23 protein-coding genes are annotated in these 25269 nt (G+C 62.9%); 16 read left to right on the top strand and 7 right to left on the bottom strand.

Annotated elements, in window-relative coordinates; translation table 11 throughout:
- Window positions 1–27: 27 nt before the first annotated feature.
- Window positions 28–1821, bottom strand: coding sequence for a TRAP transporter large permease (locus tag NDB2M4_RS01295; protein WP_072369170.1), 1794 nt, complete (start codon window positions 1819–1821; stop codon window positions 28–30).
- Window positions 1822–1841: 20 nt separating this feature from the next.
- Window positions 1842–2450, bottom strand: coding sequence for a TRAP transporter small permease subunit (locus tag NDB2M4_RS01290; protein WP_072369169.1), 609 nt, complete (start codon window positions 2448–2450; stop codon window positions 1842–1844).
- A gap of 287 nt (window positions 2451–2737) precedes the next feature.
- Here NDB2M4_RS01290 and NDB2M4_RS01285 point away from each other — a divergent pair, with 287 nt between their 5' ends.
- The 9 genes from NDB2M4_RS01285 (at window position 2738) to NDB2M4_RS01245 (ending at window position 12002) form a co-directional block, all read left to right on the top strand.
- On the top strand, window positions 2738–4261 hold the full coding sequence (locus tag NDB2M4_RS01285) for a P-loop NTPase (protein WP_072369168.1): 1524 nt from the start codon (window positions 2738–2740) through the stop codon (window positions 4259–4261).
- 185 nt (window positions 4262–4446) lie between these two features.
- The gene (gene infC, locus NDB2M4_RS01280; protein ID WP_244536059.1) at window positions 4447–4986 is read left to right on the top strand and encodes a translation initiation factor IF-3; all 540 of its coding nucleotides are present in this window, start codon (window positions 4447–4449) and stop codon (window positions 4984–4986) included.
- A gap of 661 nt (window positions 4987–5647) precedes the next feature.
- Complete coding sequence (gene rpmI, locus NDB2M4_RS01270; RefSeq protein ID WP_072369165.1) at window positions 5648–5848, top strand: 50S ribosomal protein L35; 201 nt, start codon at window positions 5648–5650, stop codon at window positions 5846–5848.
- A gap of 63 nt (window positions 5849–5911) precedes the next feature.
- Window positions 5912–6280, top strand: coding sequence for a 50S ribosomal protein L20 (rplT, locus tag NDB2M4_RS01265; RefSeq protein ID WP_072369164.1), 369 nt, complete (start codon window positions 5912–5914; stop codon window positions 6278–6280).
- 132 nt (window positions 6281–6412) lie between these two features.
- Window positions 6413–7495: a phenylalanine--tRNA ligase subunit alpha gene (pheS, locus tag NDB2M4_RS01260; RefSeq protein WP_072369163.1), complete on the top strand. Its 1083-nt coding sequence runs from the start codon at window positions 6413–6415 to the stop codon at window positions 7493–7495.
- A 17-nt stretch (window positions 7496–7512) separates the two neighbouring features.
- Window positions 7513–7752: a hypothetical protein gene (locus tag NDB2M4_RS01255; protein WP_072369162.1), complete on the top strand. Its 240-nt coding sequence runs from the start codon at window positions 7513–7515 to the stop codon at window positions 7750–7752.
- Window positions 7753–10185 carry a phenylalanine--tRNA ligase subunit beta gene (gene pheT / locus NDB2M4_RS01250; RefSeq protein ID WP_072369161.1) on the top strand — a complete coding sequence of 811 codons (2433 nt, stop codon included), beginning with the start codon at window positions 7753–7755 and terminating at the stop codon, window positions 10183–10185.
- Window positions 10186–10323: 138 nt separating this feature from the next.
- Entirely contained in the window at window positions 10324–10491 is a 168-nt protein-coding gene (locus NDB2M4_RS20120; RefSeq protein ID WP_171987995.1) for a hypothetical protein, read from the top strand.
- Between the two features lie 164 nt (window positions 10492–10655).
- A complete protein-coding gene (locus NDB2M4_RS01245; RefSeq protein ID WP_072371597.1) occupies window positions 10656–12002 on the top strand; it encodes an NAD(P)/FAD-dependent oxidoreductase in 1347 nt (448 codons plus the stop codon).
- 91 nt (window positions 12003–12093) lie between these two features.
- Here NDB2M4_RS01245 and NDB2M4_RS01240 read toward each other — a convergent pair whose 3' ends face one another.
- Together NDB2M4_RS01240 and mbfA are read right to left on the bottom strand one after the other, a co-directional pair.
- Complete coding sequence (locus tag NDB2M4_RS01240; RefSeq protein WP_072369160.1) at window positions 12094–13422, bottom strand: lytic murein transglycosylase; 1329 nt, start codon at window positions 13420–13422, stop codon at window positions 12094–12096.
- Window positions 13423–13526: 104 nt separating this feature from the next.
- The gene (mbfA, locus tag NDB2M4_RS01235) at window positions 13527–14483 is read right to left on the bottom strand and encodes an iron exporter MbfA (protein WP_072369159.1); all 957 of its coding nucleotides are present in this window, start codon (window positions 14481–14483) and stop codon (window positions 13527–13529) included.
- 240 nt (window positions 14484–14723) lie between these two features.
- Between mbfA and lepA the strand changes: the two genes are divergently transcribed.
- The 7 genes from lepA (at window position 14724) to NDB2M4_RS01200 (ending at window position 20971) form a co-directional block, all read left to right on the top strand.
- Window positions 14724–16526 carry a translation elongation factor 4 gene (gene lepA / locus NDB2M4_RS01230; protein ID WP_072371594.1) on the top strand — a complete coding sequence of 601 codons (1803 nt, stop codon included), beginning with the start codon at window positions 14724–14726 and terminating at the stop codon, window positions 16524–16526.
- Window positions 16527–16708: 182 nt separating this feature from the next.
- Complete coding sequence (locus tag NDB2M4_RS01225; RefSeq protein ID WP_072369158.1) at window positions 16709–17053, top strand: hypothetical protein; 345 nt, start codon at window positions 16709–16711, stop codon at window positions 17051–17053.
- Between the two features lie 345 nt (window positions 17054–17398).
- Complete coding sequence (locus NDB2M4_RS01220; RefSeq protein ID WP_072369157.1) at window positions 17399–18076, top strand: D-Ala-D-Ala carboxypeptidase family metallohydrolase; 678 nt, start codon at window positions 17399–17401, stop codon at window positions 18074–18076.
- Window positions 18077–18512: 436 nt separating this feature from the next.
- Window positions 18513–18719 (top strand): cold-shock protein, encoded by a 207-nt coding sequence (locus tag NDB2M4_RS01215; protein WP_072369156.1) that lies wholly within the window; start codon window positions 18513–18515, stop codon window positions 18717–18719.
- Between the two features lie 114 nt (window positions 18720–18833).
- Window positions 18834–19118, top strand: a complete 285-nt coding sequence (infA, locus tag NDB2M4_RS01210) for a translation initiation factor IF-1 (protein WP_072371591.1) — start codon at window positions 18834–18836, stop codon at window positions 19116–19118.
- Window positions 19119–19294: 176 nt separating this feature from the next.
- Window positions 19295–20038 carry a thermonuclease family protein gene (locus tag NDB2M4_RS01205; protein WP_244536018.1) on the top strand — a complete coding sequence of 248 codons (744 nt, stop codon included), beginning with the start codon at window positions 19295–19297 and terminating at the stop codon, window positions 20036–20038.
- Between the two features lie 93 nt (window positions 20039–20131).
- Window positions 20132–20971, top strand: coding sequence for a GGDEF domain-containing protein (locus tag NDB2M4_RS01200; RefSeq protein WP_072369155.1), 840 nt, complete (start codon window positions 20132–20134; stop codon window positions 20969–20971).
- 10 nt (window positions 20972–20981) lie between these two features.
- On the opposite strand, the gene NDB2M4_RS01195 is transcribed toward NDB2M4_RS01200, so the two are convergent.
- The 3 genes from NDB2M4_RS01195 to NDB2M4_RS01185 form a co-directional block, all read right to left on the bottom strand.
- Window positions 20982–22238 (bottom strand): cupin domain-containing protein, encoded by a 1257-nt coding sequence (locus NDB2M4_RS01195; RefSeq protein WP_072369154.1) that lies wholly within the window; start codon window positions 22236–22238, stop codon window positions 20982–20984.
- 120 nt (window positions 22239–22358) lie between these two features.
- Window positions 22359–24014, bottom strand: coding sequence for an outer membrane beta-barrel protein (locus tag NDB2M4_RS01190; RefSeq protein ID WP_072369153.1), 1656 nt, complete (start codon window positions 24012–24014; stop codon window positions 22359–22361).
- 372 nt (window positions 24015–24386) lie between these two features.
- The gene (locus NDB2M4_RS01185) at window positions 24387–25181 is read right to left on the bottom strand and encodes a phosphate/phosphite/phosphonate ABC transporter substrate-binding protein (RefSeq protein WP_083555605.1); all 795 of its coding nucleotides are present in this window, start codon (window positions 25179–25181) and stop codon (window positions 24387–24389) included.
- Window positions 25182–25269: the final 88 nt, after the last annotated feature.

The raw sequence follows: 25269 nt of genomic DNA, 5'->3' as shown, positions 1-25269 counted from the left end.
TTCTGGCCGGAGTCTAGCGCAATCCGTCTATGGCTTCACGATCACCGGTGGCACGGACATGTCGAGGGTCGGTGCACCGGGACCAGAGCGGTCGGGCGGGGGGGCGCCAGGGATCTGCGGCGGATAAGGCGGCAGCGAGAAGCCCTGCTTCTCGAAAACGCCAGCGGGTGAATGCGGCACGCCGATGCCTTGCTGCGCGCGCGCCGGCGTCGGTGCCGCCTCGTGGCGCACGAGCCCGGGGAAAGTGATCAGCACGCCGACCATGATGAGCTGGATGATCAGGTAGGGGACTGCGCCCCAATAGATCTGTGCCGACGTAACCGGCGGCATGGTGCGGCCGGTGACGCGGTCGACGTAAGGGGAGCGTGGCGCGACCGAGCGCAGATAGAACAGCGCGAAGCCGAACGGAGGATGCATGAAGCTCGTCTGCATGTTCACGGCAAGGATGACGCCGAACCAGACGAGGTCGATGCCGAGCGCCTGCGCTGCCGGCGCGAGCAGAGGAACGATGATGAAGGCGAGCTCGAAGAAGTCGAGGAAGAAGGCGAGGAAGAATACCAGCACGTTGACGAAGATGAGGAAGCCGATCTCGCCGCCGGGCAGCGAGACGAGCAGGTGCTCGACCCAGAGGTGGCCGTTCACGCCATAGAAGGTGAGCGAGAAAATGCGCGCACCGATGAGGATGAACATCACGAAGGCAGACAGCTTGGCCGTGGCCTGGGCCGCCGAGCGCACGATGCCGATGCTGAAGCGTTGCGGGTTGTTCTCGCTGAGGCGCTTGGCGAGTGCGAGCAGCATGGCGCCAACTGCGCCCATTGCGCCGCCTTCGGTCGGAGTGGCGACGCCGATGAAAATGGTGCCGAGCACGAGGAAGATGAGCAGCAGCGGCGGCACCATGACGAAGACCACTTGCTCGGCAAGCGCGGATAGCAGGCGCGGCCCGCCGAAGCGACGGATCAACCAGCTCGCGGCAGCGGTGACGATCGCGAGGCAGATGGCGATCGTCACGGTCAGGATGACGTAGTTGGCGCCCGTGTAGATCGAGCCGCGCATGGAGATCCAGGCGAGAGCGCCGCACAAGGCAGTCAGGACGACCAGTGACGTGTAGCCACGCGAGCCGTCATCCGCCCGGTGACTTATCGCTTCGGCTGGGAGACCGGGTGCGGCGTCCTTCCAGACGAGTGTGACGACAAATACGAACAGCACATAGAGGCCGGTGAGCATCAATCCGGGGATGAGCGCGCCGGTATACATGGCGCCGACGGAGCGGCCGAGCTGATCGGCGAGGACGATGAGCACCAGGGACGGCGGTATGATCTGTGCGAGCGTGCCCGAGGCGGCGATGGTGCCGGTGGCGAAGCGAGGGTCATAGCCATACCGCAGCATGATGGGTAGCGAGATGAGGCCCATCGAAATGACGGAGGCGGCGACGACGCCGGTTGTGGCTGCGAGCATCGCGCCGACGAAGATCACGGCGTAGGCAAGGCCGCCGCGGACGCTGCCGAAAAGCTGCCCGACGGTTTCCAGCAGATCCTCGGCCATGCCGGAGCGTTCGAGAATGAGCCCCATGAAGGCGAAGAAGGGTATCGCCACGAGCGTGTCGTTTGTCATCACGCCGTAGATGCGCTCGGGCAGCGTGCCGAGCAGCGGCCAGGAAAGATTGATGGCGCCGCCGGAATAGGGCGCGAGTTCAACGCCGACGACAAAGAAGATGAGACCGACTGCCGAAAGCGAGAAGGCTGCCGGGTAGCCGAGCAGGAGAAAGGCAATCAGCGCCGCGAACATGATCGGCGCGAGGTTCTGTGCGATCAGCTCAAGCATCCCCCGTTCCCCCCATCCAGCTAGCGCTTTGGCTGCGGGGGAGCATCTGCTGCGATGCTGCGGGCTTCGAGGTGCCCCGCATCGAGCGCCGCGGCGGGGTGACCGACGTCGAGCCGGTCGTCCGGCAGGTCGCCGCGCATAATGGCGATGCGTTTGGTCAGTTCGGAGAGGCCTTGGATGAAGAGGATCGCGAACGCCAGGGGAATGAGGAATTTCACCGGCCACTGCGGCAGGCCGCCGTAATTAGAGGATTGCTCGTTCTGCTCCCACGACGAGAGGAAGAAACTCCAGGACGTGTAGGCGACGAGCGCTGCGGTCGGCAGCAGGAAGAAGAGGTGTCCGACGATCTCTATGGCGTCACGCACGCGGCGCGGCATGCGCTCGTTGATGATGTCGATGCGGATGTGCTCGTTGAGCGCGAGGGTCCAAGGGGCGGCCAGCAGGAACACGGCGGCAAATAGCCACCACTGCAACTCGAGCCAGGCGTTGGAGCTGATGTCGAAGAGTTTGCGGACGACGGCGTTGCCCGCGCTGATGAGCGCGGCGGCGACGATCAGCCAGGCCACCCATTGGCCGATGAGGCGCGTTGCGGCATCAATCGCTCGGCTGAGAGCCAGCAGCGCCTGCATGATGGACGGCTTCCCTAGACTTTTGCGTCTTTTGCGCGGCAGTATCCGGTTTCCGCCGTTGGTCCGATAAACCCGTATATCGAGGCTTACCAGCGACTTCCAGGGTAATGCGCGGCCACGTGACCCGGTAGCGGCCGGGCTGACCGCGCGACCCCATGCAGCTACACGTGAGCGGTTTCTGTGCGCTAAGCAATCTGCCGCTATCTGGCACGGTGATTGAATATGTCACCTTATGGCTTAGATGGCGCACTGTCGCCCGTCACGAAGACCTTAGGAGCCCCGCAGCTATGTCGTTCTCTAAAGATGCCGTTCTGCACGAGCTGCGTCGTATCAAAGGCCCTGACCTGGAGGGCAACATTGTCGATCTCGGCCTCGTTTCGGAGATCCTCGTCAGGGACGACAAGGTCTATTTCTCTATTACCGTGCCGGCGGCGCGCGCTGAGGAGCTCGAGCCGCTGCGCAAGGCTGCGGAGACGGTTGTTGCGAAACTTCCAGGGGTTGCGGGCGTCACGGCAGTGCTGACGGCGGAAGCGCCGGCGGGGGCTTCTTCGCGGCCGTCGGAGAGCGCGCGCGTAAGCGAGGCGCGGGCGCGCGGCGCGACGGGCAATGGCAGCGGTGCGCACGCGCATTCGCATGGACCAGCTGCGGCCCAGAGCGGAGCTGGGCCGAAGCCGATGGCCGAGGTTCCCGGTGTCAAATCGATCATCGCGGTGGCGTCAGGCAAGGGTGGTGTCGGAAAGTCGACAGTCGCGGTCAATCTGGCGCTGGGCCTTGCGGCCGCGGGAAAGAAGGTTGGCATCCTCGACGCCGACATCTACGGGCCGTCGCAGCCGCGCTTGTTGGGTCTGAAGGGACAGCCGCAGGTTGTTTCAGGCAAGACGCTGAGGCCGCTCGAGGCTTACGGCATCAAGGCTATGTCGATGGGTTTCCTCGTCGATGAGGAAACGCCGGTGATCTGGCGCGGTCCGATGGTCGTCGGTGCGCTGAACCAGATGCTGCGTGACGTGGCGTGGGGAGAGAACGGCGATCTCGACGTGCTCGTGATCGATATGCCTCCGGGTACGGGCGATGTGCAGCTGACCATGGCGCAGCAGGTGCCGCTGTCGGGCGCCGTGGTCGTGTCTACACCGCAGGATCTGGCACTGATCGATGCGCGCAAGGGCCTCGCCATGTTCCGCAAGGTCGGCGTGCCGGTGCTGGGCATCGTCGAGAACATGAGCACCTTCATCTGCCCGAAGTGCGGAGAGCGGTCGGACATTTTCGGGCACGGCGGCGCGGAGCAGGAGGCGGCGCGGCTGGGTGTGCCCTTCCTCGGGGCGGTGCCGCTCGATCTCGATGTGCGGTTGCGGTCGGATACCGGGCAGCCGATTACCGCGACTTTGCCCGACAGCCTGCATGCCAAGCTTTTCAAGGACATCGCTGTTCGCACCCTCGATGAGCTGGAGACGGCCAAGCGGAACATGGTGCGCCCGCCGAAGCTGGAAATCACCGATGGCGGGGCGGGGCTCAAGGTGGAGTTCGCCTGCGGGTCAAAGTACGAGCTCACGGCGGAGATGCTGCGCGTGATGAGCCCGTCGGCCGAGGTGCAGGGGCACTCTATCGAACAGCGGGTGACGGTCGGCAACAAGCGCAACGTGAAAATTTCGGAACTGCGGCCGGTCGGAAACTACGCGATCCGCATCGCCTTCAATGACGGGCACGACACCGGCCTCTACACGTGGACCTATCTTCAGCAGCTTGGACGCGAAAAGGAAAAGCGCTGGGGCGAATACCTGGAAGAGCTGGCAAAGAAGGGGCTCAGCCGCGGCTGATGGGGCGTTTGCGCTACAATATGAAGTGGGTTGTGGCTGAATGGTCCCATGTTGCCATCTTGACTTGGGGGCGTTTTTTCTCGATGTTTCTGGCCCATTGAGATGAGCATTTGTGCCGGTTGGCCCGCGGAGGTCCGCCGGCTTTCAGTGCACGACTTACCAGAAGTCACCGTAGGAGAGACAACATCCGCCGACCAATGCGAGCCGCGCCCGAGCGCGAGCCATCCGGACCCCGGATCAATGAGGCAATCCGGTCCCGCGAAGTACGACTGATCGATGAGAATGGCGAGAACGTAGGTGTGGTCAGCCACGCTGATGCATTGGAGCGCGCTGTGAAGGCGGGCCTGGATCTCGTCGAGATTTCGCCTGAAGCGACGCCACCGGTCTGCAAGATCCTCGACTTCGGCAAGTACAAGTATCAGGCGCAGAAGAAGGCGGCCGAGGCGCGCAAGCACCAGAAGATCGTCGAGATCAAAGAGATCAAGATGCGCCCCGCGATCGACGACCACGACTACGACGTGAAGATGCGCTCGATCAAAAGATTCTTCGAGGACGGCGACAAGGTGAAGATCACCCTGCGCTTCCGCGGTCGCGAGATGGCGCACCAGCAGCTCGGCATGCAGGTCCTGCAGCGCGTAAAGGGCGACCTGGAGCCGATTGCCAAGGTGGAATCGGAACCGCGCCTGGAAGGCCGGCAGATGGTGATGGTTCTGGCGCCGCGCTAACGCGCCGACAATCGGTGCCGCGGCCCACGTGCGGTGGAGTGCCGATGGCCCTTGTGCCCACAGTTCGACGCGGTCGCTGGCGAATGCTGGTGGCCGCGTTTTTGTTGACGGCGGGCGCTGCGATGCCGGTTTTTGCGCAGCGTGTCGTTCCGGAGGTGGTGGTGCCGCCGGTGAGTGGTGCTCAACCGATCGTTCCAGTGCTGCCGACGTCGCCTGAACTACGTGTTTTGCCGGTTGCGCCCGCGGCGCCGCAGCTGACGCCGGCCATGCCTTTGGCCCCGAGGACGCCAGCGCCGATTATCCGCTTCCGCTGCGAGGTCGAGCCAGATGCCTCGACGTGCCGGGAGCCGGGCCTGCCAGACGGGGGCGGCGATGATGGCACCTGCGATTGCGCCCGGGATTTCTGCTATCGGGACCCAGCTGGGGTGCGGATCTGCGAGAAGTCCTGAAGGGGCTGAAAAATCGGGCCCCGGGCCGCTTGCGGAATATGGAGCGCGCCCGTATAAGGAGCCCCCAAGTCGCCCGGCGGGGCATGCCGTGGCGGCTTTTATGCTTTGAACACCCTCAACAGGTGGCTCCTCCCGTAACGGGACGTTTCGCGCCGGCCATGCGTCGGTTGAGCGAATTAGGGCCGCCTACGAGTATAGAAAGGATCAGCCAAATGCCCAAGATGAAGACCAAGAGCGGCGCCAAGAAGCGCTTCAAGATGACGGGCACCGGCAAAGTTAAGGCTGCGGCCGCCGGCAAGCGTCACGGCATGATCAAACGCACGACGAAGTTCATTCGCGACGCGCGCGGCACCATGGTGCTGAACGATAGCGATGCGAAGATCGTCAAGAAGTACATGCCCTACGCTCGCTGAGCCTGCTTGCTTTCGAAGCAAGTTTTCGCTCGCACCAGCAACGTCATCTAACGGAGTTCTCATATGGCACGCGTCAAGCGCGGCGTTACCGCCCATGCCAAGCACAAGAAGGTTCTGAAGGCCGCCAAGGGTTACTATGGCCGCCGCAAGAATACGATCCGCGTCGCGAAGCAGGCCGTCGAAAAGGCCATGCAGTACCAGTTCCGCGATCGTAAGCGGAAGAAGCGTACGTTCCGCGCTCTGTGGATCCAGCGCATCAACGCCGCCGTGCGTGAGCATGGCCTGACCTACGGACGATTTATCGATGGCCTCAACAAGGCCGGGATCGAGATCGACCGCAAGGTGCTGGCCGACCTCGCCGTGCACGACGCCGCTGCGTTCAAGGCGCTGACCGAGCAGGCCGCCAAGGCCGTCGAGAAGGCGGCAGCCTAAGGCTCCTCCTCAAAGCTTGTCATCCCCGGCCACGGGCCGGGGATCCAGGCATCCGCTTGCTCCAGCGCAATTGGCACAGTGGATCCTCGGGACAAGCCCGGGGACGACACTTGAGACAAGCTGAGAGAGCGAATGTCTTCGACAGATAACGGTTCCGATCTTCAGGGCCTCGAGGCCGAGCTGCTGGCAGGCATTGCCGGCGCCGGCGATCTTGCTGCCATCGAGCAGGTGCGTATCGCGGTGCTCGGCAAAAAGGGCCGCGTCGCCGAGCTGATGCAGACGCTCGGCAAGCTGCCGCCCGAAGAGCGCAAGGCGTTCGGCCAATCGGTCAACGAGCTGAAGGGGCGCGTTTCCGAAGCGCTCGAAGCACGCAAGTCGACCCTCGAAGGCGAGGCGCTGGCGAAGCGGCTCGAAAGCGAGCGGGCGGATGTTACGCTGCCGGTTCGCCTCGGCCCGGTTGCCGAAGGGCGCATTCACCCGGTCAGCCAGGTCTACGACGAGTGCGTCGAGATCTTCGCCGACATGGGGTTCGCGGTCGCTGAAGGTCCGGACATCGAGAGCGACGACCTCAACTTCACCAAGCTGAACATTCCGCCGGAGCATCCTGCGCGTCAGGAGCACGACACCTTCTATTTCCAGACGAAGGCGGACGGCTCGCGCATGCTTTTGCGCACGCATACGAGCCCGGTGCAGATCCGCACGATGATGTCGCAGAAGCCGCCGATCCGCGTGATCGCGCCGGGGCGCGTCTACCGCTGCGACAGCGACCAGACGCACACGCCGATGTTCCATCAGATCGAGGGGCTCGTCATCGACGAGACCACGCACATGGGGCATCTGAAGTGGGTGCTCGAGGAGTTCTGCAAGGCGTTCTTCGAGGTGGACGAGGTGAAGATGCGCTTCCGCGCTTCGCACTTCCCGTTCACCGAGCCGTCGATGGAGGTCGACGTCGGCGCCGAGGCGATCGGCAAGCCGGGCCAGTGGCTGGAGATTCTCGGCTGCGGAATGGTGCATCCGAACGTGATCCGCAATTGCGGCCTCGACCCGGAGAAGTACCAGGGCTTTGCATTCGGTGTCGGTCTCGACCGCCTGGCGATGCTGAAATACGGCCTCACCGATCTGCGCGCGTTCTTCTCGGGCGATCTGCGCTGGCTGCGCCACTACGGCTTCTCGGTGCTCGACGTGCCGACGCTGTCGGGCGGATTGTCGGGCTAAACAGGGAGTAATCGGCGATGGCTTGGATTACATCCTTCGAGCGAAAGCCAGGGTCCGGCAAGCTGCACCTCACTCAGCTGGTGGGGCATGTGAAGGTATTCGGCAGTGAGACTGGCACTCCTATCGTCCAGATAGATACATTGGGCTCCGAAGATCGCGCGAAGCCCAACAAGCAGAGCCAGACTATTCAAGTTGGCCGAGAGGCTGCTGAGCAACTCTTTCGCATCTTGAAAGAGACGTACGGGTTTGAGGCCTAGATGAAATTCACGTTGAGCTGGCTCAAGGATCATCTCGATACGGACGCTTCGATCGAGGCGCTCGAGGAGAAGCTGTCGGCGATCGGGCTCGAGGTCGAGAGCGTCGAGGATCCGGCCAAGAAGCTTGGTGCATTCCGCGTGGCGCGCATCGTCGAGGCGAAGCGCCATCCCAATGCCGACAAGCTGCAGATCGTGATGGTCGAGACGGAGAAGGGTAAGCCGCCCCTCGAAGTGGTGTGCGGCGCGCCGAACGCGCGCACGGGCCTCGTCGGCGTGTTCGCGCCGCTCGGCACGTACATTCCGGGCTCGGACATCACGCTGGAGAAGAAGCCGGTTCGCGGCGTCATTTCGAACGGCATGATGTGCTCGGCGGCCGAGCTTGAGCTTTCCGACGAAAGCGCCGGTATCATCGAGCTGCCTGAGGACATGGCCGCGCGTGTCGGCGAAGCGTACATCGACGCTGCAGGTCTCAACGATCCGGTATTCGAGGTGAAGCTGACGCCGAACCGTCCGGATTGCACCGGCGTGCGCGGCATTGCGCGCGATCTGGCAGCCGCGGGCATGGGCAAGCTGAAGCCGGAGCCGAAGATCGAGGGCGTCGAGGGGTCCTTCGACAGCCCGGTCGACGTGAAGCTGGAGTTTTCCAAGGACACGGCGAACGCCTGTCCGGTGTTCGCGGCGCGTTATGTGCGCGGTGTAAAGAACGGCCCGTCACCTGCGTGGCTGCAGCAGCGGCTGAAGGCCGTTGGGCTTCGTCCGATCAATGCGCTGGTCGACGTGACGAACTACATCAGCCAGGATCGCGGGCGCCCGTTGCACGTCTATGACGCCGACAAGCTGAAGGGCGCCGTGCGCGCGCGCCTCGGCAAGGCGGGCGAGAAGTTCCTCGCGCTCGACGGCAAGGAGTACGCGGTCGACGAGACGATGTGCGTGATCGCCGACGACAGCGGCCCGCTGGGTCTTGGCGGCGTGATCGGCGGCGAGGAGTCCGGTTCGACCGACGCGACGGTGAACGTGCTGATCGAGAGCGCCTACTTCGATCCGGTGCGCACGGCGCAGACGGGTCGCAAGACCGGCCTCGTGACGGATGCACGCTACCGGTTCGAGCGCGGCATTGATCCCGCGTCCGAACTGCCGGGTCTCGATCTTGCGACCGAGATGATTCTGAAGCTCTGCGGCGGCGAGCCGTCGAAGGCAAAGGTTGCCGGCAAGCAGCCGGACGACAAGCGCGTGATCGACTTCGATTATGCGCGCGTCGCCAAGCTGTCGGGCATCGACATCAAGGATGCCGAGATCAAGACGATCCTCGAAGCGCTCGGGTGCACCATCGCCGGCAAGGGCAAAGCTGCCAAGGTGACGGTGCCGACGTGGCGGCCGGACATTCATGGCGCGGCGGACCTTGTGGAAGAGGTGGTGCGCATCGCCGGGCTCGATCGCATTCCGCTGACGCCGCTGGAGCGTCCGGAAGGCGTGGCGCGACCGGTGCTGACCGATCGGCAGAAGCGCGCACGGCGTGCGCGGCGCACGTTGGCTGCGCGCGGTTTGGTCGAGGCGGTGACTTGGTCGTTCCTTCCCGAGGGCGAGGCGAAAGCGTTCGGCGGCGGCGACAAGGCGCTGGAACTCGCCAACCCGATCTCGGTCGAGATGACGTTCATGCGGCCGGGGCTGCTGCCCGGTCTGCTGACAGCGCTGAAGCGCAACCAGAATCGCGGCTTCGGCGATGCGGCTCTGTTCGAGCTTGGGCAGGCGTATCGCGGCGAGAAGCCTGAAGATCAATACAACTCGGCGACCGGCGTGCGCGCGGGCTCGGCGAAGGCGAGTGGAAGCGGCCGTCATTGGGATGGCGCAGCCAAGAGCGTCGACGTGTTCGATGCGAAAGCCGATGTGCTTGCTGTGCTGGCGTCGCTCGGGTTCGATCCGAGCAAGGCGCAGGTCACGCGCGATGCGCCGGAGTGGTATCACCCGGGCCGCTCGGGGACGCTGCGGCTCGGGCCGAAGACAGTGCTTGCCTACTTCGGCGAGTTGCATCCGGCGGCGCTGAAGGCGCTGGACGTCGAAGGCACTGTCGCTGCGTTCGAGATCTTCCTCGATGCGCTGCCGCCGCAGAAGGCGAAAAGCCGGGCGAAGCCGCGTCTCGAAGCCAACGACCTGATGCCGGTGCGGCGTGACTTTGCCTTCGTGCTCGACAAGGGCGTGGCGGCGGGCGACGTAGTGCGCGCTGCGGCTGGCGTCGACAAGGTGCTGATCCGTGAGGTTTCCGTGTTCGACGTGTTCGAGGGCGGGGCCTTGGAGAAGGAAGGCAAGAAGTCGCTCGGCATCGAGGTGACGCTGCAACCGACGGCTGAAACGCTGACCGACAAGGATATCGAGGCGGTGTCGGCGAAGATTGCGGCGGCCGTGAAGTCGGCGACGGGCGGTGAAATCCGGTCCTGAGCGCTGCAGGTGGCTACGGACTCCTGCGTCCCCTAGCGACGAAGGCCGCGGGATAAATCCGGGGCTTAGCGGTTTTTCAGGAGGTTACGTGCTTCCTGTTCGGGAGTTTTCACTCGCGAGCACGGGGACCCCGACGCAATGATGGACAATCGTAAGTTTCTTATTATTGGATTTTTGCTCTGCGTCGCGGCGGCGCTCGCCTACACGTTCGTGTTCGCCGATCTCCCGTTCGTCACGGCGCCGACTTCGCCGGACGGCGCGCCGTTGGAAATGCCGGCCCCTGCGCCACAGCAGCCCGCGCCATAGTGCCTGCTCGCTGTCGCAAATCAGCCCGGCTATTGAACCGATATATTCGGCCATAGCGTGCTGCGTGTCGGCAGATGGTATAAGCGCGTCGGCCCGTAGGTTGAAACCCCAAGAGGCGCTTGGCGATGACCGAGACGACGACCGCTCCTGATACAACCAAAGTGATGCCCGTCGGCACAGGCGATGCCGACCTGCCGCACATTGTCATCGTTGGCGGTGGTGCTGGCGGGCTGGAGCTCGCCACCCGGCTGGGCGACAAGCTCGGGCGCGACCGCTGGTGGCGCAAGAAGAAGGCGCAGGTGTCGCTGATCGAGCGCGCGCGCACGCACATCTGGAAGCCGCTGCTGCACGAGATTGCGGCCGGTAGCATGGATACGGCGCAGCACGAGCTGGAGTATCAGGCGCAGGGCTATTGGCACGGTTTCAAGTTCCGCTACGGCGAGATGACCGGTGTCGATCGCGAGAAGAAGCTGGTCTACGTCGCGGCGACCTTCGACGAGGAAGGGCGCGAGATCACGCCGGTTCGCTCGTTCCACTACGATATTCTGGTCGTGGCGATCGGCTCGGTGGGTAATGACTTCGGCACGCCCGGCGTTGCGAAGTATGCAATCATGCTCGACACGCCGGAGCAGGCAGAGCGCTTCAACAGGCGGCTGATCAATGCCTGCGTGCGCGCGTATGCGCAGGAAGGGCCGGTCAAGCCGGGGCAGCTCGACGTCGCCATCATCGGTGCGGGCGCGACGGGTACCGAGCTTGCGGCGGAACTGCATCGCACGGCGCGCGGCGTCGTTGCGTTCGGTCTCGACAAGATCGACCCCGAGAACGACATCAAGATCACGCTGATCGAAGCGGCGCCGCGCATTCTGCCGGCGTTGCCGGATCGGATTGCCAACGGTGTCGCCGACACGCTGCGCGATCTCAAGGTGGACATCCTTGCCAATTCGCGCGTGACCGAGGTGACTGCTGAAGGCGTGAAGCTTGCGAACGGCAAGTTCGTGCCATCAGAGCTCGTGGTGTGGGCGGCCGGCGTGCGCGGACCGCAGGTGCTGGCGCACATGGACGGCTTGGAAGTGAGCAAGTCGAACCAGCTGGTCGTCACAGATACGCTGCAGACGACGAAGGACCCGAACATATTTGCGATGGGCGATTGCGCGTATCTGGTGCCGGAAGGTGAGACGATGGCAATTCCGCCGCGTGCGCAGGCGGCGCATCAGGAAGCCTCGCACCTCTACGTAGAGATTCAGCGCAAGCTGAAGGGCGAGCCGCTGCGGCCATTCCACTATCGCGACTTCGGATCGCTGGTGTCACTCGGTCACTATTCGACGGTGGGCAACCTGATGGGCTTCATCGTCGGCGGCAGCTTCATCATCGAAGGGCTGTTCGCGCGACTGATGTATCGCTCGCTCTACAAGATGCACGAGATGGCGCTGCATGGGCCATGGAAGGTGCTGCTCGACTCGCTGTCGCGGTCACTGACGCGGCGCACCGAACCGGTGGTCAAGCTGCACTGATTTGCCGTCGGCAATAGGCAACTGGCGCTGGGTCGTCAGACCTTTGTCATCCCGGGCAAGCCCGGGATGACTTTAATGCGAGCTATCGTCCTTAGCGGCGAGAGCGCAGAGCCGCGAGCAGCTCGGGAGTTGCGTAGGAGTCGGCAGGGAGGCCGAGCTTCATCTGCATGTCCTTGACCGCAGCGCGGGTCTTGGCGCCGGCGAGCCCGTCAATCTTGCCGACATCATAGCCGCGGCGGGTGAGGAGCGTTTGCAGCTCTCTGGTTCCTGCAGCGTCCAGACCATTGGTATTGCCGCGGCCGCGCGACATGGCGGGCGCACCGTCGATCCGGGTAGCGAGATAGGCGGCGGTCGTCGCGTAGCTCAGCGAGTTGTTCCATTCAGTGTAGATGTCGAAGTTCGGGTAGGCGAGGAATGCCGGCCCATTGCGCCCCATGGGCAGCAGAAGCGATGCCTGTAGAGCGTCGGAGGGGACAGCGCTGCCGTCGGGGTACGTGATGCCCCAATCGGCCCACTGCGAGCGCGGCAGCTTGATGGCGAGGTCGGCCTGTTCCCACGGCAGGTCGCGCGTGACCCGCACTTCCTCGAGCCAGGGTTCGTTGGGACGCCAGCCGAGGTTGTGCATGTAGTTGGCGGTCGACCCGATGACATCGTCATCGTTGGAGAACAGGTTGATGCGACCGTCGCCATCATAGTCGATGGCGTAGTCGAGATAGCGCGTCGGGAGGAACTGCGTCTGGCCGATCTCGCCCGCCCACGAGCCGATCATTCCCGACGGGTTCATGTCGCCGCGGTCAATGATTTGTAGAGCGGCGATCAGCTCCTCGGTGAACATCTCGCCGCGGCGGCAATCATAGGCGAGGGCGACGAGCGAGGGCAAAATGGGGAGCTTGCCCATGCCGGCGCCAAAATCGCTTTCCAGCGCCCAGAAGCCGGTGATGACCGAAGCGGGCACGCCGAATTCTTTTGCGGCGCGCTCGAAGGTGGCGCGATGCTCGGCAACCTTGCGCTTGCTCGACTGCACGCGGTTCGGCGTCGCCAGCTTGGTCTGGAAGTCGAGGAACGTCATGACGAAGATCGCACCTTGCTTGCGATCGCGTCCGATGATGTTGGTGGCGAGCGGAATCCCGTCGACGATGGCGATGGACCGGCGGCTGACGCCCTGTGCGGCTGCCTGCTTACGGAAGCGCGCCTTCCATGCTTCGAAGCTCTCGGTGTTGCGGCAGTTATCCTTCGGCGGCGGATAGGGCGGACGCTTATTGGGGTGCGTTGCGTGCTGGGAGACGCCTGGCGCCGCCGCCTTGATGACAGGAGAATGAGTTTTGCCCTGGGGAGGAGCGATTTGCGCTAGGGCAGTAAGGCTGGCGCCGAAAAACATGGCGGCGGCGATAGAAGCCGCGCAAATCTTATTAACGTGCATCACGCGTCCTTTTGGGGGGTTGGCGGTCGGTGGCGGGGTACTCAATGCCGGTGGATGTGGCGACGTCAAGACGTCGCCTGACTTTCGCCCCGAGCATGCCCGCTTCAGGCATTGCCGATCAATACGCCGGCAGCGAACACGATAAGGCCGCCGACTACAACCTCAAATGCAGCACGCAGAAACTTGGTATCCATGTAACGCGAGCGGATCCAGGCGATTATCCATAACTCGATCAGCACAACGGCGATGGCGAGGGCCGTTGCCGCGCGGAAATCACTCAACAAATACGGGAGCGTATGGCCAAGCCCGCCAATCGCGGTCATGGCGCCGGTGACGGCGCCGCGTAGCCAGGGATGGCCGCGTCCGGTGAGCGTGCCGTCGTCTGACAAGGCCTCGGCGAAGCCCATGGAGATGCCGGCGCCGACGGACGCGGCGAGGCCGACGAGAAATGTCTCCCAAGTGTTGGCGGTGGCGAAGGCCGCAGCAAACAGTGGGGCCAGAGTCGAAACCGATCCGTCCATGAGGCCGGCGAGGCCGGGCTGAACGATCTGAAGTACGAACATGCGCCGCTGCACTTCGGCTTCCTCGGCGCGGGCGTCAGGGTTGAGATGCTTTTCGCCGAGGCGGTGGGCGAGGCGCTCGTGGCCAGCTTCGGTGGCCGCAAGATCACCCAGGAGCCTGCGAATTCCGGCGTCCGTCGCGCGGTTCTGGGCGCGCTGATAGAACTGGCGCGTTTCCCACTCGCGCTCCTCGGCCTGTTTACGCACTTTCTCGAGACCGAGCGGGCGGATCAGCCAGATCGGTGCGTGCTGGACGAATCCAGAGACATCCTGCCTGCGGATCAGGGGGATGTGCTCGCCGAAGCGGCGGCGGTAGAGGTCGATCAGCCGCTGGCGGTGCTCATTTTCCTCGGCTGCCAGCTCGGTGAAGATCTTGGCCGAGGCGGGATATCGGTCTTCCAGGCCGCGCGCATATTCGAGGTAGACGCGAGAGTCCTCCTCTTCGAGAGAGATAGCGAGGGCGATGATTTCGCTCTCGTCGAGATCGGAGAATTTGCGCATTGAAGGGCCTCCTCCAGCTTAGATTAGAACTATTCTAATCTTTGCGGAAGGGCGACGCGGGCCCGGGGCGTGCGGCTCATTTGCCGGAAGTGGCTGGGGGGTATGGGGAGGCAGTCGAGACGGCGCCAGGACCGAGTGTGAGCGTCTGGAGCAAGTGCCGGAGGCATTGCGGCATAGAGCGCTGTGTGCGGGCTGCAGATGCCCTTTCAGGGCCGTGAGGTCGATGATATCAAGCGCGCCATGACCGACACCTCGCACATCCGCAACTTCTCAATCATCGCCCACATTGATCATGGAAAGTCGACCCTCTCGGATCGGCTCATCCAGCTGTGCGGGAACGTCGCCGATCGCGAGATGAAGGAGCAAATCCTCGACTCGATGGATATCGAGCGCGAGCGTGGCATCACCATCAAGGCGCAGACGGTTCGCCTCGACTACAAAGCCAAGAATGGCGAGCTCTATCAGCTCAACCTGATGGACACGCCCGGCCATGTCGACTTCGCCTACGAGGTTTCCCGCTCACTGGCCGCCTGTGAAGGCGCGATCCTGGTGGTCGACGCCAGCCAGGGCGTCGAAGCGCAGACGCTCGCCAACGTCTATACGGCGCTCGACAACAACCTCGAGATCCTGCCCGTCCTCAACAAGGTGGACCTGCCGGCGGCGGATGTCGATCGCGTCAAGCAGCAGATCGAGGACGTGATCGGGCTCGATGCTTCTGAGGCGATCCCGATTTCGGCCAAGACCGGCATCAACGTTGCCGCCGTGCTGGATGCGATCGTCGAGCGCCTGCCGCCCCCTTCGGGCGATGAGAACAAGCCGCTGAAGGCTCTGCTGATCGACAGCTGGTACGATGCCTATCTCGGGGTGGTCGTTCTGGTGCGCATCATCGATGGCCGGCTGAAGAAGGGGCAGAAGATCACTCTGATGTCGACCGACGCCAGCTATCAGATCGAGCGCGTCGGTGTGTTTCGTCCCAAGCAGGAAATGCTGGATAGCTTAGGCCCGGGCGAAGTCGGGTTTTTCACAGCGGCGATCAAGCAGGTGGCCGACACGCGCGTCGGCGACACCGTCACCGATCAGCGCAATCCGACGTTGGAGCCGCTGCCGGGCTTCAAGCCGGCGCAGCCGGTCGTGTTCTGCGGTCTGTTCCCGGTGGACGCTGCTGACTTCGCAGACCTGCGCGAGGCAATGGCAAAACTGCGCCTCAACGATGCGAGCTTCTCGTTCGAGATGGAGACGTCGGCGGCGCTGGGGCTCGGCTTCCGTTGCGGCTTCCTCGGCTTGTTGCATCTCGAGATCATCACCGAGCGCCTGGAGCGCGAGTTCAACCTCGATCTCATCACCACGGCGCCGAGCGTCATTTACAACCTCTATCTCACCGACGGCACGATGCTGGAGATGCACAATCCGGCGGACATGCCCGAGACGACGCGCATCGATCGTATCGAGGAGCCTTGGATCAAGGCGACCATCATGGTGCCGGACGACTATCTCGGCGGCGTGTTGAAGCTGTGCCAGGACCGGCGCGGGCGTCAGAAGGATCTCACTTACGCCGGCAATCGCGCGATGCTCGTCTATGAGCTGCCGCTGAACGAAGTGGTGTTCGACTTCTACGATCGGCTGAAGTCGATCAGCAAAGGCTATGCTTCATTCGACTATCAGATCATCGGCTACGAGGAGAACGACCTCGTGAAGCTGTCGATCCTCGTCAACGACGAACCGGTCGATGCTTTGTCGGTGATCGTGCATCGCACGCGCGCTGAAAGCCGTGGCCGGACCATGTGCGAGAAGCTGAAAGAGCTGATCCGCCCGCACCTCTTCAAGATCCCGATTCAGGCCGCGATCGGCAGCAAGGTGATCGCGCGCGAGACAATCAGTGCGCTGCGCAAGGACGTGATCGCCAAGTGCTACGGCGGCGACATCTCGCGCAAGCGCAAGCTGCTCGACAAGCAGAAGGCGGGCAAGAAGAAGATGCGCGAGTTCGGCAAGGTGGAGATCCCGCAGGAAGCCTTCATCGCCGCGCTCAAGATGGACGAGAACTGAGCGCAACTGGCAGCCGCCGACCGCATCAGTCCTAGAGCTGCGACGGAACTTCTCGCCGGAAACGTTGCTTTGACACAAGAGCGCCGCTCGGTTGCCGCCGGCTTGCCATGCGTGCGCGCCAGAATATTGCGCAGTTCGAGCGCCGTCATGCGGCGCGCTGTGATCTCAGAAGGAGCATTTCAATGAAGATGGTGAGATCGGGCATCGCTGCCATCGTTTGCGCCAGCCTGCTCGTGCCGACGCTGCCGCTCGCCGCGGCGCAGGCTGTGCCGATGGCGAAGCCGGCGATCACAAATGCCGACGGTGTTGTAACGCAGGTGCACGGACCTCGTGGGCCGGGTTGGGGCGTCGGCGCGCTGATCGGCGGCATCGTCGGTGGCGCGCTCATTGCCGCTGCCGTGCGCGAGGGGCGCGCGGACGATCGCGACATGCGCCGCTGCGCGCGCGACTTCCCTGAATTCTCATACCGCACGGGCACGTACATCAACCGCTACGGCGAAGAGCGCGTTTGCCCGTATCTGCGATAAGCAGCAGCGCAACAGGCAAGTCTTTTGATGAGGCGCCGACGCAAAATGTCGGCGCCTCGTTGCATTTTTAGGACGCGTACGGCGCATCGACGCAGTGCATTAACCCTGCCGTATTCTCACCACACGATGTGGCACACTGCCGGCCAACCCGGCGGCCGATCTCTGAGGGGACGGCAAGGATAGGGCCCGAAGGACAGCGGGCTATCCGGGGAGCGCGCAGGCTCGATCACCTGTTGGCTGGCGTATGCGGCCGGCAGTGCTGAGCGAGCTGCGAGTGGGAATGGGGAACGTGCTCCAGGAACGAGCCGCCCCGAGTAACTCTACCGAACAGATTCAGGAGTGATCATGATCAAGCGGCTCTCAACCGCAGCGATCGGCGTTGCGCTCGTCTTCTCTGCTACATCCGCATACGCCGCAAAGCCCTACTTTGGCTTCGACGGCCGGACCTACGGTGAACCTGCACAGGCGCCGAACTGGGGGCGCCCCGAAGCGAAAAACGTAAAGCGCGTGGCGGACGACAAGGGCGCGCCGCGCAAATGCCTGACGAAGGCGGCGCACGACCTGCTCGACAAGATCGAGGCGCGGTTCGGTCCAGTGAGGGTGATTTCGACGTGCCGTCCGGGTGCGCGCATCGCCGGCTCAGGACGCATCTCGCGTCACGCCAGCGGCAACGCTGTCGATTTCGATGCGGGCAGCCGGAAAGGCGCGATCATCAAGTGGCTGGTCGCGAACCACAAGACTGGTGGCACCATGACCTATCCGGACATGAGCCATATCCATATCGACATCGGTCAGCACTTCGTTTCGCTGGCTGGTCAGCGGAAATACGCGAGCCGGAGCAGTGGCGGCGGGCGCCGCTACAATGCGAGCTACTCGCGTTCGTACGATGAACCTCGCTCCTACGGGCGTTCGCGCCGCTACGAGCAGGTGTCCTACGAGCGTGGCTACCGCTCGTCGGGCTACTCGGGTGGCTCCTCGGGGACTGGCCGCTACTCGAACGGATACGCTGCCATCTACCGCTAACCGGCGGTCCGAATTGGCTTATCGAGGGTGTCAGGCCGTCCCGGCCTGGCACCCAATTTTTTCCCGGCCGGGGCCGTCCGGGGGGTATTTTGTGCGACTTGCGGGGCCAACACGCCGTAAATTTGCCGCGATCTGGGAAGGGCCAGAGGGGCCCCACAGATGAGAAAGGGTCTTCAGGATGTGGTGGCAAGTCTTGAGAATCATGGGCCTTTATCGACATATTTCGCTTATCTCGACATAGGCATTAGGGGGGCGTATCGAATAGTATCGTCGCCTTGCCTTTCGCAATAGGTCGGTCCATATAGGGCCGATCGAACACGCCTTGGTTTACTCTACGACGGCGCTTTGTGCGTCGACACTGGACGGCTCCATCGCGCGATTTGATGTCCTCTGGCATCCGCTGGAGGGGATTGCCTAATTGCTTTGGAGAGACTTGATGGCAAACGGCACTGTGAAGTGGTTCAACGGCCAGAAGGGCTATGGCTTCATCCAGCCGGATGAAGGCGGCAACGACGTATTTGTGCACATCTCGGCAGTTGAGCGCGCTGGTCTCTCAACGCTTCGCGAGGGTCAGAAGATTTCCTACGAGACCGAGACGGGCCGTAACGGCAAGATCGCTGCAGTCAACCTGCGCCCGCTCTAAAAGAATCGCGGACTTCAATCCGCCTTAAGGGGAGCAGGCGCGTCTGCTCCCCTCCCTTATTTTGGCATGGACGATCAACGCGGCGACCCGTGTTGGTGCAAGCTAAGGAAGCTGATGGCGAAAGAAGAAATGCTCGAGTTTGAGGGCGTGGTGGAAGAGGTGCTTCCTGATGCACGCTGCCGCGTCAAACTCGACAACGGACACGAGGTCATCGCCTATACGTCCGGCCGCATGAAGAAGAACCGCATCCGCATCCTTGCTGGCGACCGCGTCACCATCGAGATGACGCCGTACGACCTTACCAAGGGGCGCATCAACTTCCGCCACAAGGACGTGCGCGCGGGCGGTCCTCCGCCGTCGCAGCGCCCCGGTGGGCCGGGCAACTTCCGTCGCCGCTAATCGCGGGCGGCGCGACTAAAGACAGAATCTGACGACTGTGGGCCGGTGCCGCTTTTGTGCGCCGGCCTTGTCGTTTGTGTGCGCGCGAATGCACGTCGCTTTGCCTGTGTACGGTTGTATGGCGGCTCCATGATTTAGCCGACGGGTGGCCACGCGACTCAGCCATACCTCACGTCATGATGCGTGATGTGAAGTATTGGATTACCCGCCGGTCGGTGGCGTCTGCGCTGGTCGGTGGTGTTGCGATTGTTCTTCTGGCCGCGGTGCCTGCGCGTGAGATCGAGGCCAGGCCGGCGCATGATTTTGGCGCCAACGACAGAGCTATCAGCGGCACGGCGCGTGTGATCGACGGCGACACCATCGAGATCTCCGGCCGCAGGATACGGCTCGAAGGGATCGACGCGCCCGAGCACGGGCAGACGTGTGGACGCCGCTTCTTCGGCACGTGGAATTGTGGCGCGGCGGCAGCTGACGCCTTGCGCGAACTTGTCGATGACCGGAGCGTCATGTGCGAGAGCCAGGGCGACGACAAGTATGGGCGCATGCTCGGCATCTGCTTCGTCGATGGCGCCGACATCAACGCGCAGATGGTGCGCGAAGGCTATGCCTGGGCGTTCGTGAAGTATTCGAAGAGCTACGTGCGCGAGGAAGCCGAGGCGCGTGCGGCGCGCGCCGGGATCTGGACAGGAGACGCGGAGCCAGCGTGGATCTTTCGCGAGAAGCGTTGGGCGGGTGCGGAGTATGCTGCGCCCAACGGCTGCGCGATCAAAGGCAACATCTCCTCGCACGGGTACATCTACTATGTGCCGTGGAGTCCGCGTTACACGCAGGTAAAAATCGAGGTCGAAAAGGGAGAGCGCTGGTTCTGCAGCGAGGCCGATGCCATTGCCGCGGGCTGGCGGGCAGCGTCGGTGCACTAGCTTCGGCGGCCCGGTGCAAAGCGTGCTGATTTAACGGTTCGGAAGGCCGGGGGGAGATAGTCTGCAATCGACTATCTTCCAGGGGAATGCGCAGTGAAATCGACAGGCCCGAGAGCACTCATCGCGGCCATTCTCGAGCATCCGTGGTCGAGCCTGCGCGACTTCGTGCTTCTGACGGCGATCATGCTGTTCTGCGTGCTGATGGCGCAGCAGTATGACATTTTCGGATTTCTCGCTGCGCTCGCCTCGCCACGACGAGAGATATCGCCCGCGGAGGCTGTGCTGCTTGGCGGCATTGGTGCGTTTTGCGTCTTCGTGTTCATCACGCGGCGGATGAACGAATACAACCGCAGCGAAGTCAGCCCAGAAGTGCTGGCGACGGAGATGCGCCTCTTGCGTCGGCTGGCGATGCAGGATCCGCTGACGAGCCTGCCCAACAGACGCGTTCTGCTCGAAGCATTGGAAGTTGCGACGCAGGTGCCGCCGCAGGACGGGCGCGCGCATGCGGTGTTTTTGCTCGACCTCAACGGTTTCAAGCACGTCAACGATCGCTACGGGCATGCCGTGGGCGATGAGGTGCTGCAGGCTGTCGTCGGACGGTTCAGGCGCGTCGCCCGCAACAACGACGTATTCGCACGTCTGGGCGGAGATGAGTTCGCCGTTCTATCGCGCAATGTCGACGAGAAAAGCGCGAGAGAGATCGGCGAGCGATACATCGCGGCGCTCGGCGGAGACGTGCACGCCGGGGGCGTGACGCATGAGATCGGCGTTGCCATCGGAGCCGCGCTGTTCCCCAAGGATGGGGATACGGTCGAGAAAGTGCTGCGGCACGCCGACGTGGCGATGTACCGGGCAAAGTCGGAGCCCAGATCGTCGCTGGTCTTTTTCAGCAGCATCGCCGACCAGGATGCCGGTCGGCGCATACTCGCCTGAGCGATCCGGCCTAGATGGGAAGAATGACCGGCTTGTTTTTGGGGAAGCGCTCGATCGTTTCCACGTCCACGTTGAGTGTTTGAGCCACCATTGCGGGCGGCGTGTGGGCGAGCCAGTCGGACAGCGATACGTCTGAGAAGTATGAGCTGCGGAAGACTTCGAGATAGACCATGTCGGTGAGGCCGGTGTTGCGCAGGTAATGTCCCTGCGAGCGCTTCACGTAGCCGATGTCGCCGGCGTTAAAGTTCTGCGTCACCACCTTCGGGCCGGTCTCGAACACGGTGAGCTCGCCCTCGCCCTCGATGATGTAAAGCCATTCGTCCGCGTTCGGATGCCAGTGCATCTCGCGCATGCCCTTGGGGTGGATGCGCACAAGCGCGGCGGCAATTGTCTTGGACGCGGGGAAGTTGCTGGAGTCGGCGATGCGGACTTCGCCGCCGCGTGTTTTCTTTGCGGGGGCTGCTTCGCTGAGCGGGTAGCTGGAGCGCAACGTCGGCGGGCCGGCGTCTCCTTGAGCCTGCTGCTGATCTTCGGAGAGAGGGCCAGGCACCTTGCCCTGGAAGATGTAGAGATCGTGCAGCGGGATATTCTTGAAGCTCTCGACCGGCACTGCGAAGTTCATGGCGAGCACTTCAGGCGGTGTGTGTGCCATCCATTCGTTGACGAGCAGCGTGTCGTATTCCGAAGCATGGCCGTTGTCGAAGCAGAGGATGAACTCGCAGCCGTCCTCGCCGATGCCCTGCAACGAGTGCGGCAAGCCGGCGGGGAAGTACCAAAGGCCGCCCTGGTGCACGTCCTCGACGTTGGCGCGGCCGTCCTGATCGATGGTGGTGATGCGGCAGGTGCCCTTGGTGACGAACGCCCATTCGGCAAATACGTGCCAGTGCAACTCGCGTATGCCGCCGCGCGTCAGGCGCATATTTACGCCAGCGATCTCTTCGGAGATCTGGAAATCAGCCTGCGTGACCTGACGCGCCCATCCGCCATTTTGAATGCGGCGCGGTGCGTTGTTGAACGAGGCCCAGAACATCGGCAGTGAGCCGACGTCGGTTGGAGGGGGAGAGAGTGCGGCGGGGAACTGGCCGGAAATCGCCGGATTGTTGGGACCGATGATGGTCGTGCTCGAGGGGTTGCCCTCGGTGTTGATCGCGCCTTGAGGCGGTAAATCGGGGTTGCCGAACGTGGCGGCGTGGGCGTGGGTCGCGGCTGTCATCAAGCCACCTGCCGCAGTGCTGACGAGAACGTCGCGGCGCGAAACCTTGTCCATGCATTTCTCCGGTGATGCGTGTGGCGGTCAATCATGGAAAGCCTCGACTGAAAATATCACTTCGGTTGCATGCGACGGCTAGAAAGCTGCCAGCAACAACACTATGAGGCGGCACCAAACTCAATCGCTTGGAACGCTGAAGGTATACGACCCCTGAACAAGAAGAGCTGCTTGCTCGACGCTATAGCGCATCGGTACGATCGCCTCTCCGCCGAAATTGACGGTGCCGTCGCGCGTCCACATCGTCCAGTAGCGGCCGCCGACACCAACGCTGAGCTGTTCGGTCAGCGCGTATTTGAGCATCAGCTCGAGTTGCGCGCCGTTGCCGTTGGCTGATTCCGGGGAGACGAGTGAGCGAAGGATGTGGTCGTCCACGCCGGAGAAATGGACATAGCCGAGGTAGGCCGCATCGGCAGAGAGCGTGATGCCGGGAATGATCTCGATATCCGCAGAAATTCCAAGGCGCAGGGCGCGCCAGGTGTCGTCCTCGGAGATGACGTCGGTGCTGACCGGAATCGGCGTTGGGCAGTCCGAGTGCGGATTGGCGATCTGGTCGCAGCCACGGCCGAGCATGTACTGGTGGAAGATGCTGTAGCCGACAAACGGTGCAAAGCGGAACTGCTCGGTGCGCCAAATGTCGTAGCCGACATCGATGACGCCGTAGCGGATGCGGTCGTCTACCGTGGACAGTGTGTTGGAGTAAGGCACGAAGTCGTCGAAGGGCAGACCCCAATCTTCGTCGTTGAGATGGCCACCGTTGCCATTGCCCTTGCCGACGAAACCTTTGACCATGAGGCCGCTCGGCAGGTCGAGGCGCGCGAACAACTCGGCGCCGTTGGTGTTCATGTCGGAATAGGTGAGGCGTGATGCGAGCGAACTGATGCCTTCGCCCTGGATACCCAAATCCTTTTGAAAGCGTCCCCAGCCGTAGACATAGCGGGCGCCAACTTCGAGTGCGGTGTTGGTGACAGGCTGTGGCGCGCGGACAGGAAGCCAGCCGTCGGCCGGCGTGGCGGTGTGCGGCTCGTACAGGCGGTAGTTCAGTCCAACCTTGAAGAGATGCATCTGAGCCGAGGCATCCGTTGCGGTGGAGGGCACAGCGATGAGATTGGCGGGCGTCGGGTTCGGCGTTGGCTGAAGCGAGCCGACCGGAGTGGCGAAGCCGGAGCCGGCGAAGGAGAGATAATCGTATTCGGCTTTCATCGACCAGCGGCCGCCGATCGCGCGCTCTATGCCGGCGCCCAGCATCCAGCCCCAGTGCATGTGGTCACTTGCGGACGACGGGAAGCCGGCGTTGTTGTTGGTCGTCGCATCGACATCGCTGTGCATCCAAGCGGCGCCTGCCTTGCCGTAGAGAAGCGTCGCGTCATCGCCGACTGTCCAGCCGGCGCGGGCGGAGAGTGTTCCGAGCGCATCGATAATCGCGCGGCAGTTCGCGCTGATGTAGTAGCCAGAATAGGCAAAACAGGTTTCGGTGCCGAAAAGGTCGGCCCAGCTCGCATCTGCCTCCAGACCGAGGAGCGCGCGGCCGACTTGCCAGTTGTAGCCGATCTGTCCGCCGGCCAACGGGCCCGGAGAGCGCACCGTGTCGCCATAGATCGAGGCGCCGAACGGATCGTCGATATCGGTCAGCGTCAGCGCGCCACCGAGGTTGGCGCCGATGTAGGCACCGGACCAATCATAGCGGAGAGCGGTCTCGTCTGCGCTGCTTGGGTCGGCCATCGAAGCGGCGATCAGGAACGCAAGACCCTGCAACGACGCGGCTTGACGGCGCATTGGCTAGATCCCCCGGCGATCATTTCTCTATGCCGCGATTCGCGGGGCTCAAGAAGGTTTCGCGCGTCCTGCACCGGCGTGCTTCCAGACGTGTCGAAAAGCAGGGCAAGCGCTGGTGCGGCGGAGCGTAATGCTAGAACGTAACAGCGGACGTAGAAGGCAAGCGCTTACATTTTTCCCGGTTTGAGCGGCAAAAAGCGGCATGGCTCTCAATGCATAGTGGAGGAAAGACAGGCAACATCAGCTCTCATCTTGAGAGTGTCGTTCGCTTACGTTCCCCCGTCCCGACTGTGTATCGTGTGATTTCTCGCCGCTATAGCGCTTCCTCCAGGGTTCTAGGCCGCGAGCACTTGGGGCCGATGTCGGATACCGTCATCGGCCCCCTTCTTTTCGGCACACGCTACGCAGCGTCTGGATGCCCGGCAGCGCGGAAAGATCGGCGAAGAACTGCTGCATAGAAGTGTCCTGATAACCGGTGAAGCCGGCATACAGCTCGGGGCCGCTGTCGCACTTGATATCGAGCAGAGCCGCCTTCAAGCTGGCACGCGTTCCTGGATTGATGTTGTTGTGCACGATGACGGGCGGTGTCGGCAGACCGTCCATGCGGGCGATCACCTTCGTGTTTTGTGCGTTCGACGGCGTCGACAACCAGACATCCTCGTAGACCATCGTGGCGTCGATTGCGCCAGAAACGACCGCATCGATCTGGCCTTGCCAGGGAGCGACGGGAACCGCATCGAAGAACTGCGTGAGGCGGTAGCCGGAGCGCGAGAGCAGGATTGCGGGGGCGAAGTAACTCGTCGTGCAGTAGGTGTTGATGTAGCCGAGGCGTTTGCCCTGCAACTCTTGCCAGCTGGTCGCGGTGCTCTTTTTGCTGACGATGAAAACAGAGTTTTGGACAGGGCGTCTGGTCTTCGAGGTGAGCGCGCTGGCGAGACCCAGGTAGGGTGCCTTCTGCAGGAAGAAGCAGTTAGCGGACGGAAGATAGGAGAAGCCGAAGAACTGGTCGGCGAGTGCGGTTGTGAGCTCGTCAAGGTCCAGGTACCTCGTAACCGTGCAGTTCGAAGACCGGGAGAACGCTTGCCACGCCGGATCTGCGAAGGGGAATTCGAGGTTTGCATCGAAACCGGCCGTCAATCGCGGCGGCTGTTGCTCACTGGGCGGCATGTCGGCTCCTCTGCCCGAGACATCAGTCCAAGTTAGCGCGTTTAGCGTTACGGACTTTTCGAGCGCGATCGCTGCTGTTGCAAATTGG

Origin of the sequence: Hyphomicrobium sp. NDB2Meth4 (genome assembly GCF_900117445.1) — a bacterium.
Taxonomy (GTDB): Bacteria; Pseudomonadota; Alphaproteobacteria; order Rhizobiales; family Hyphomicrobiaceae; genus Hyphomicrobium_A.
This window is presented reverse-complemented; position numbering and strand designations above follow the sequence as displayed.

Coding starts and splice junctions, on each gene's coding strand:
- NDB2M4_RS01295 (WP_072369170.1), bottom strand. CDS start 1,821: ATGCTTGAGCTGATCGCACAGAACCTCGCGCCGATCATGTTCGCGGCG.
- NDB2M4_RS01290 (WP_072369169.1), bottom strand. CDS start 2,450: ATGCAGGCGCTGCTGGCTCTCAGCCGAGCGATTGATGCCGCAACGCGC.
- NDB2M4_RS01285 (WP_072369168.1), top strand. CDS start 2,738: ATGTCGTTCTCTAAAGATGCCGTTCTGCACGAGCTGCGTCGTATCAAA.
- rpmI (WP_072369165.1), top strand. CDS start 5,648: ATGCCCAAGATGAAGACCAAGAGCGGCGCCAAGAAGCGCTTCAAGATG.
- rplT (WP_072369164.1), top strand. CDS start 5,912: ATGGCACGCGTCAAGCGCGGCGTTACCGCCCATGCCAAGCACAAGAAG.
- pheS (WP_072369163.1), top strand. CDS start 6,413: ATGTCTTCGACAGATAACGGTTCCGATCTTCAGGGCCTCGAGGCCGAG.
- NDB2M4_RS01255 (WP_072369162.1), top strand. CDS start 7,513: ATGGCTTGGATTACATCCTTCGAGCGAAAGCCAGGGTCCGGCAAGCTG.
- pheT (WP_072369161.1), top strand. CDS start 7,753: ATGAAATTCACGTTGAGCTGGCTCAAGGATCATCTCGATACGGACGCT.
- NDB2M4_RS20120 (WP_171987995.1), top strand. CDS start 10,324: ATGATGGACAATCGTAAGTTTCTTATTATTGGATTTTTGCTCTGCGTC.
- NDB2M4_RS01245 (WP_072371597.1), top strand. CDS start 10,656: ATGCCCGTCGGCACAGGCGATGCCGACCTGCCGCACATTGTCATCGTT.
- NDB2M4_RS01240 (WP_072369160.1), bottom strand. CDS start 13,422: ATGCACGTTAATAAGATTTGCGCGGCTTCTATCGCCGCCGCCATGTTT.
- mbfA (WP_072369159.1), bottom strand. CDS start 14,483: ATGCGCAAATTCTCCGATCTCGACGAGAGCGAAATCATCGCCCTCGCT.
- lepA (WP_072371594.1), top strand. CDS start 14,724: ATGACCGACACCTCGCACATCCGCAACTTCTCAATCATCGCCCACATT.
- NDB2M4_RS01225 (WP_072369158.1), top strand. CDS start 16,709: ATGAAGATGGTGAGATCGGGCATCGCTGCCATCGTTTGCGCCAGCCTG.
- NDB2M4_RS01220 (WP_072369157.1), top strand. CDS start 17,399: ATGATCAAGCGGCTCTCAACCGCAGCGATCGGCGTTGCGCTCGTCTTC.
- NDB2M4_RS01215 (WP_072369156.1), top strand. CDS start 18,513: ATGGCAAACGGCACTGTGAAGTGGTTCAACGGCCAGAAGGGCTATGGC.
- infA (WP_072371591.1), top strand. CDS start 18,834: ATGGCGAAAGAAGAAATGCTCGAGTTTGAGGGCGTGGTGGAAGAGGTG.
- NDB2M4_RS01205 (WP_244536018.1), top strand. CDS start 19,295: ATGATGCGTGATGTGAAGTATTGGATTACCCGCCGGTCGGTGGCGTCT.
- NDB2M4_RS01195 (WP_072369154.1), bottom strand. CDS start 22,238: ATGGACAAGGTTTCGCGCCGCGACGTTCTCGTCAGCACTGCGGCAGGT.
- NDB2M4_RS01190 (WP_072369153.1), bottom strand. CDS start 24,014: ATGCGCCGTCAAGCCGCGTCGTTGCAGGGTCTTGCGTTCCTGATCGCC.
- NDB2M4_RS01185 (WP_083555605.1), bottom strand. CDS start 25,181: ATGCCGCCCAGTGAGCAACAGCCGCCGCGATTGACGGCCGGTTTCGAT.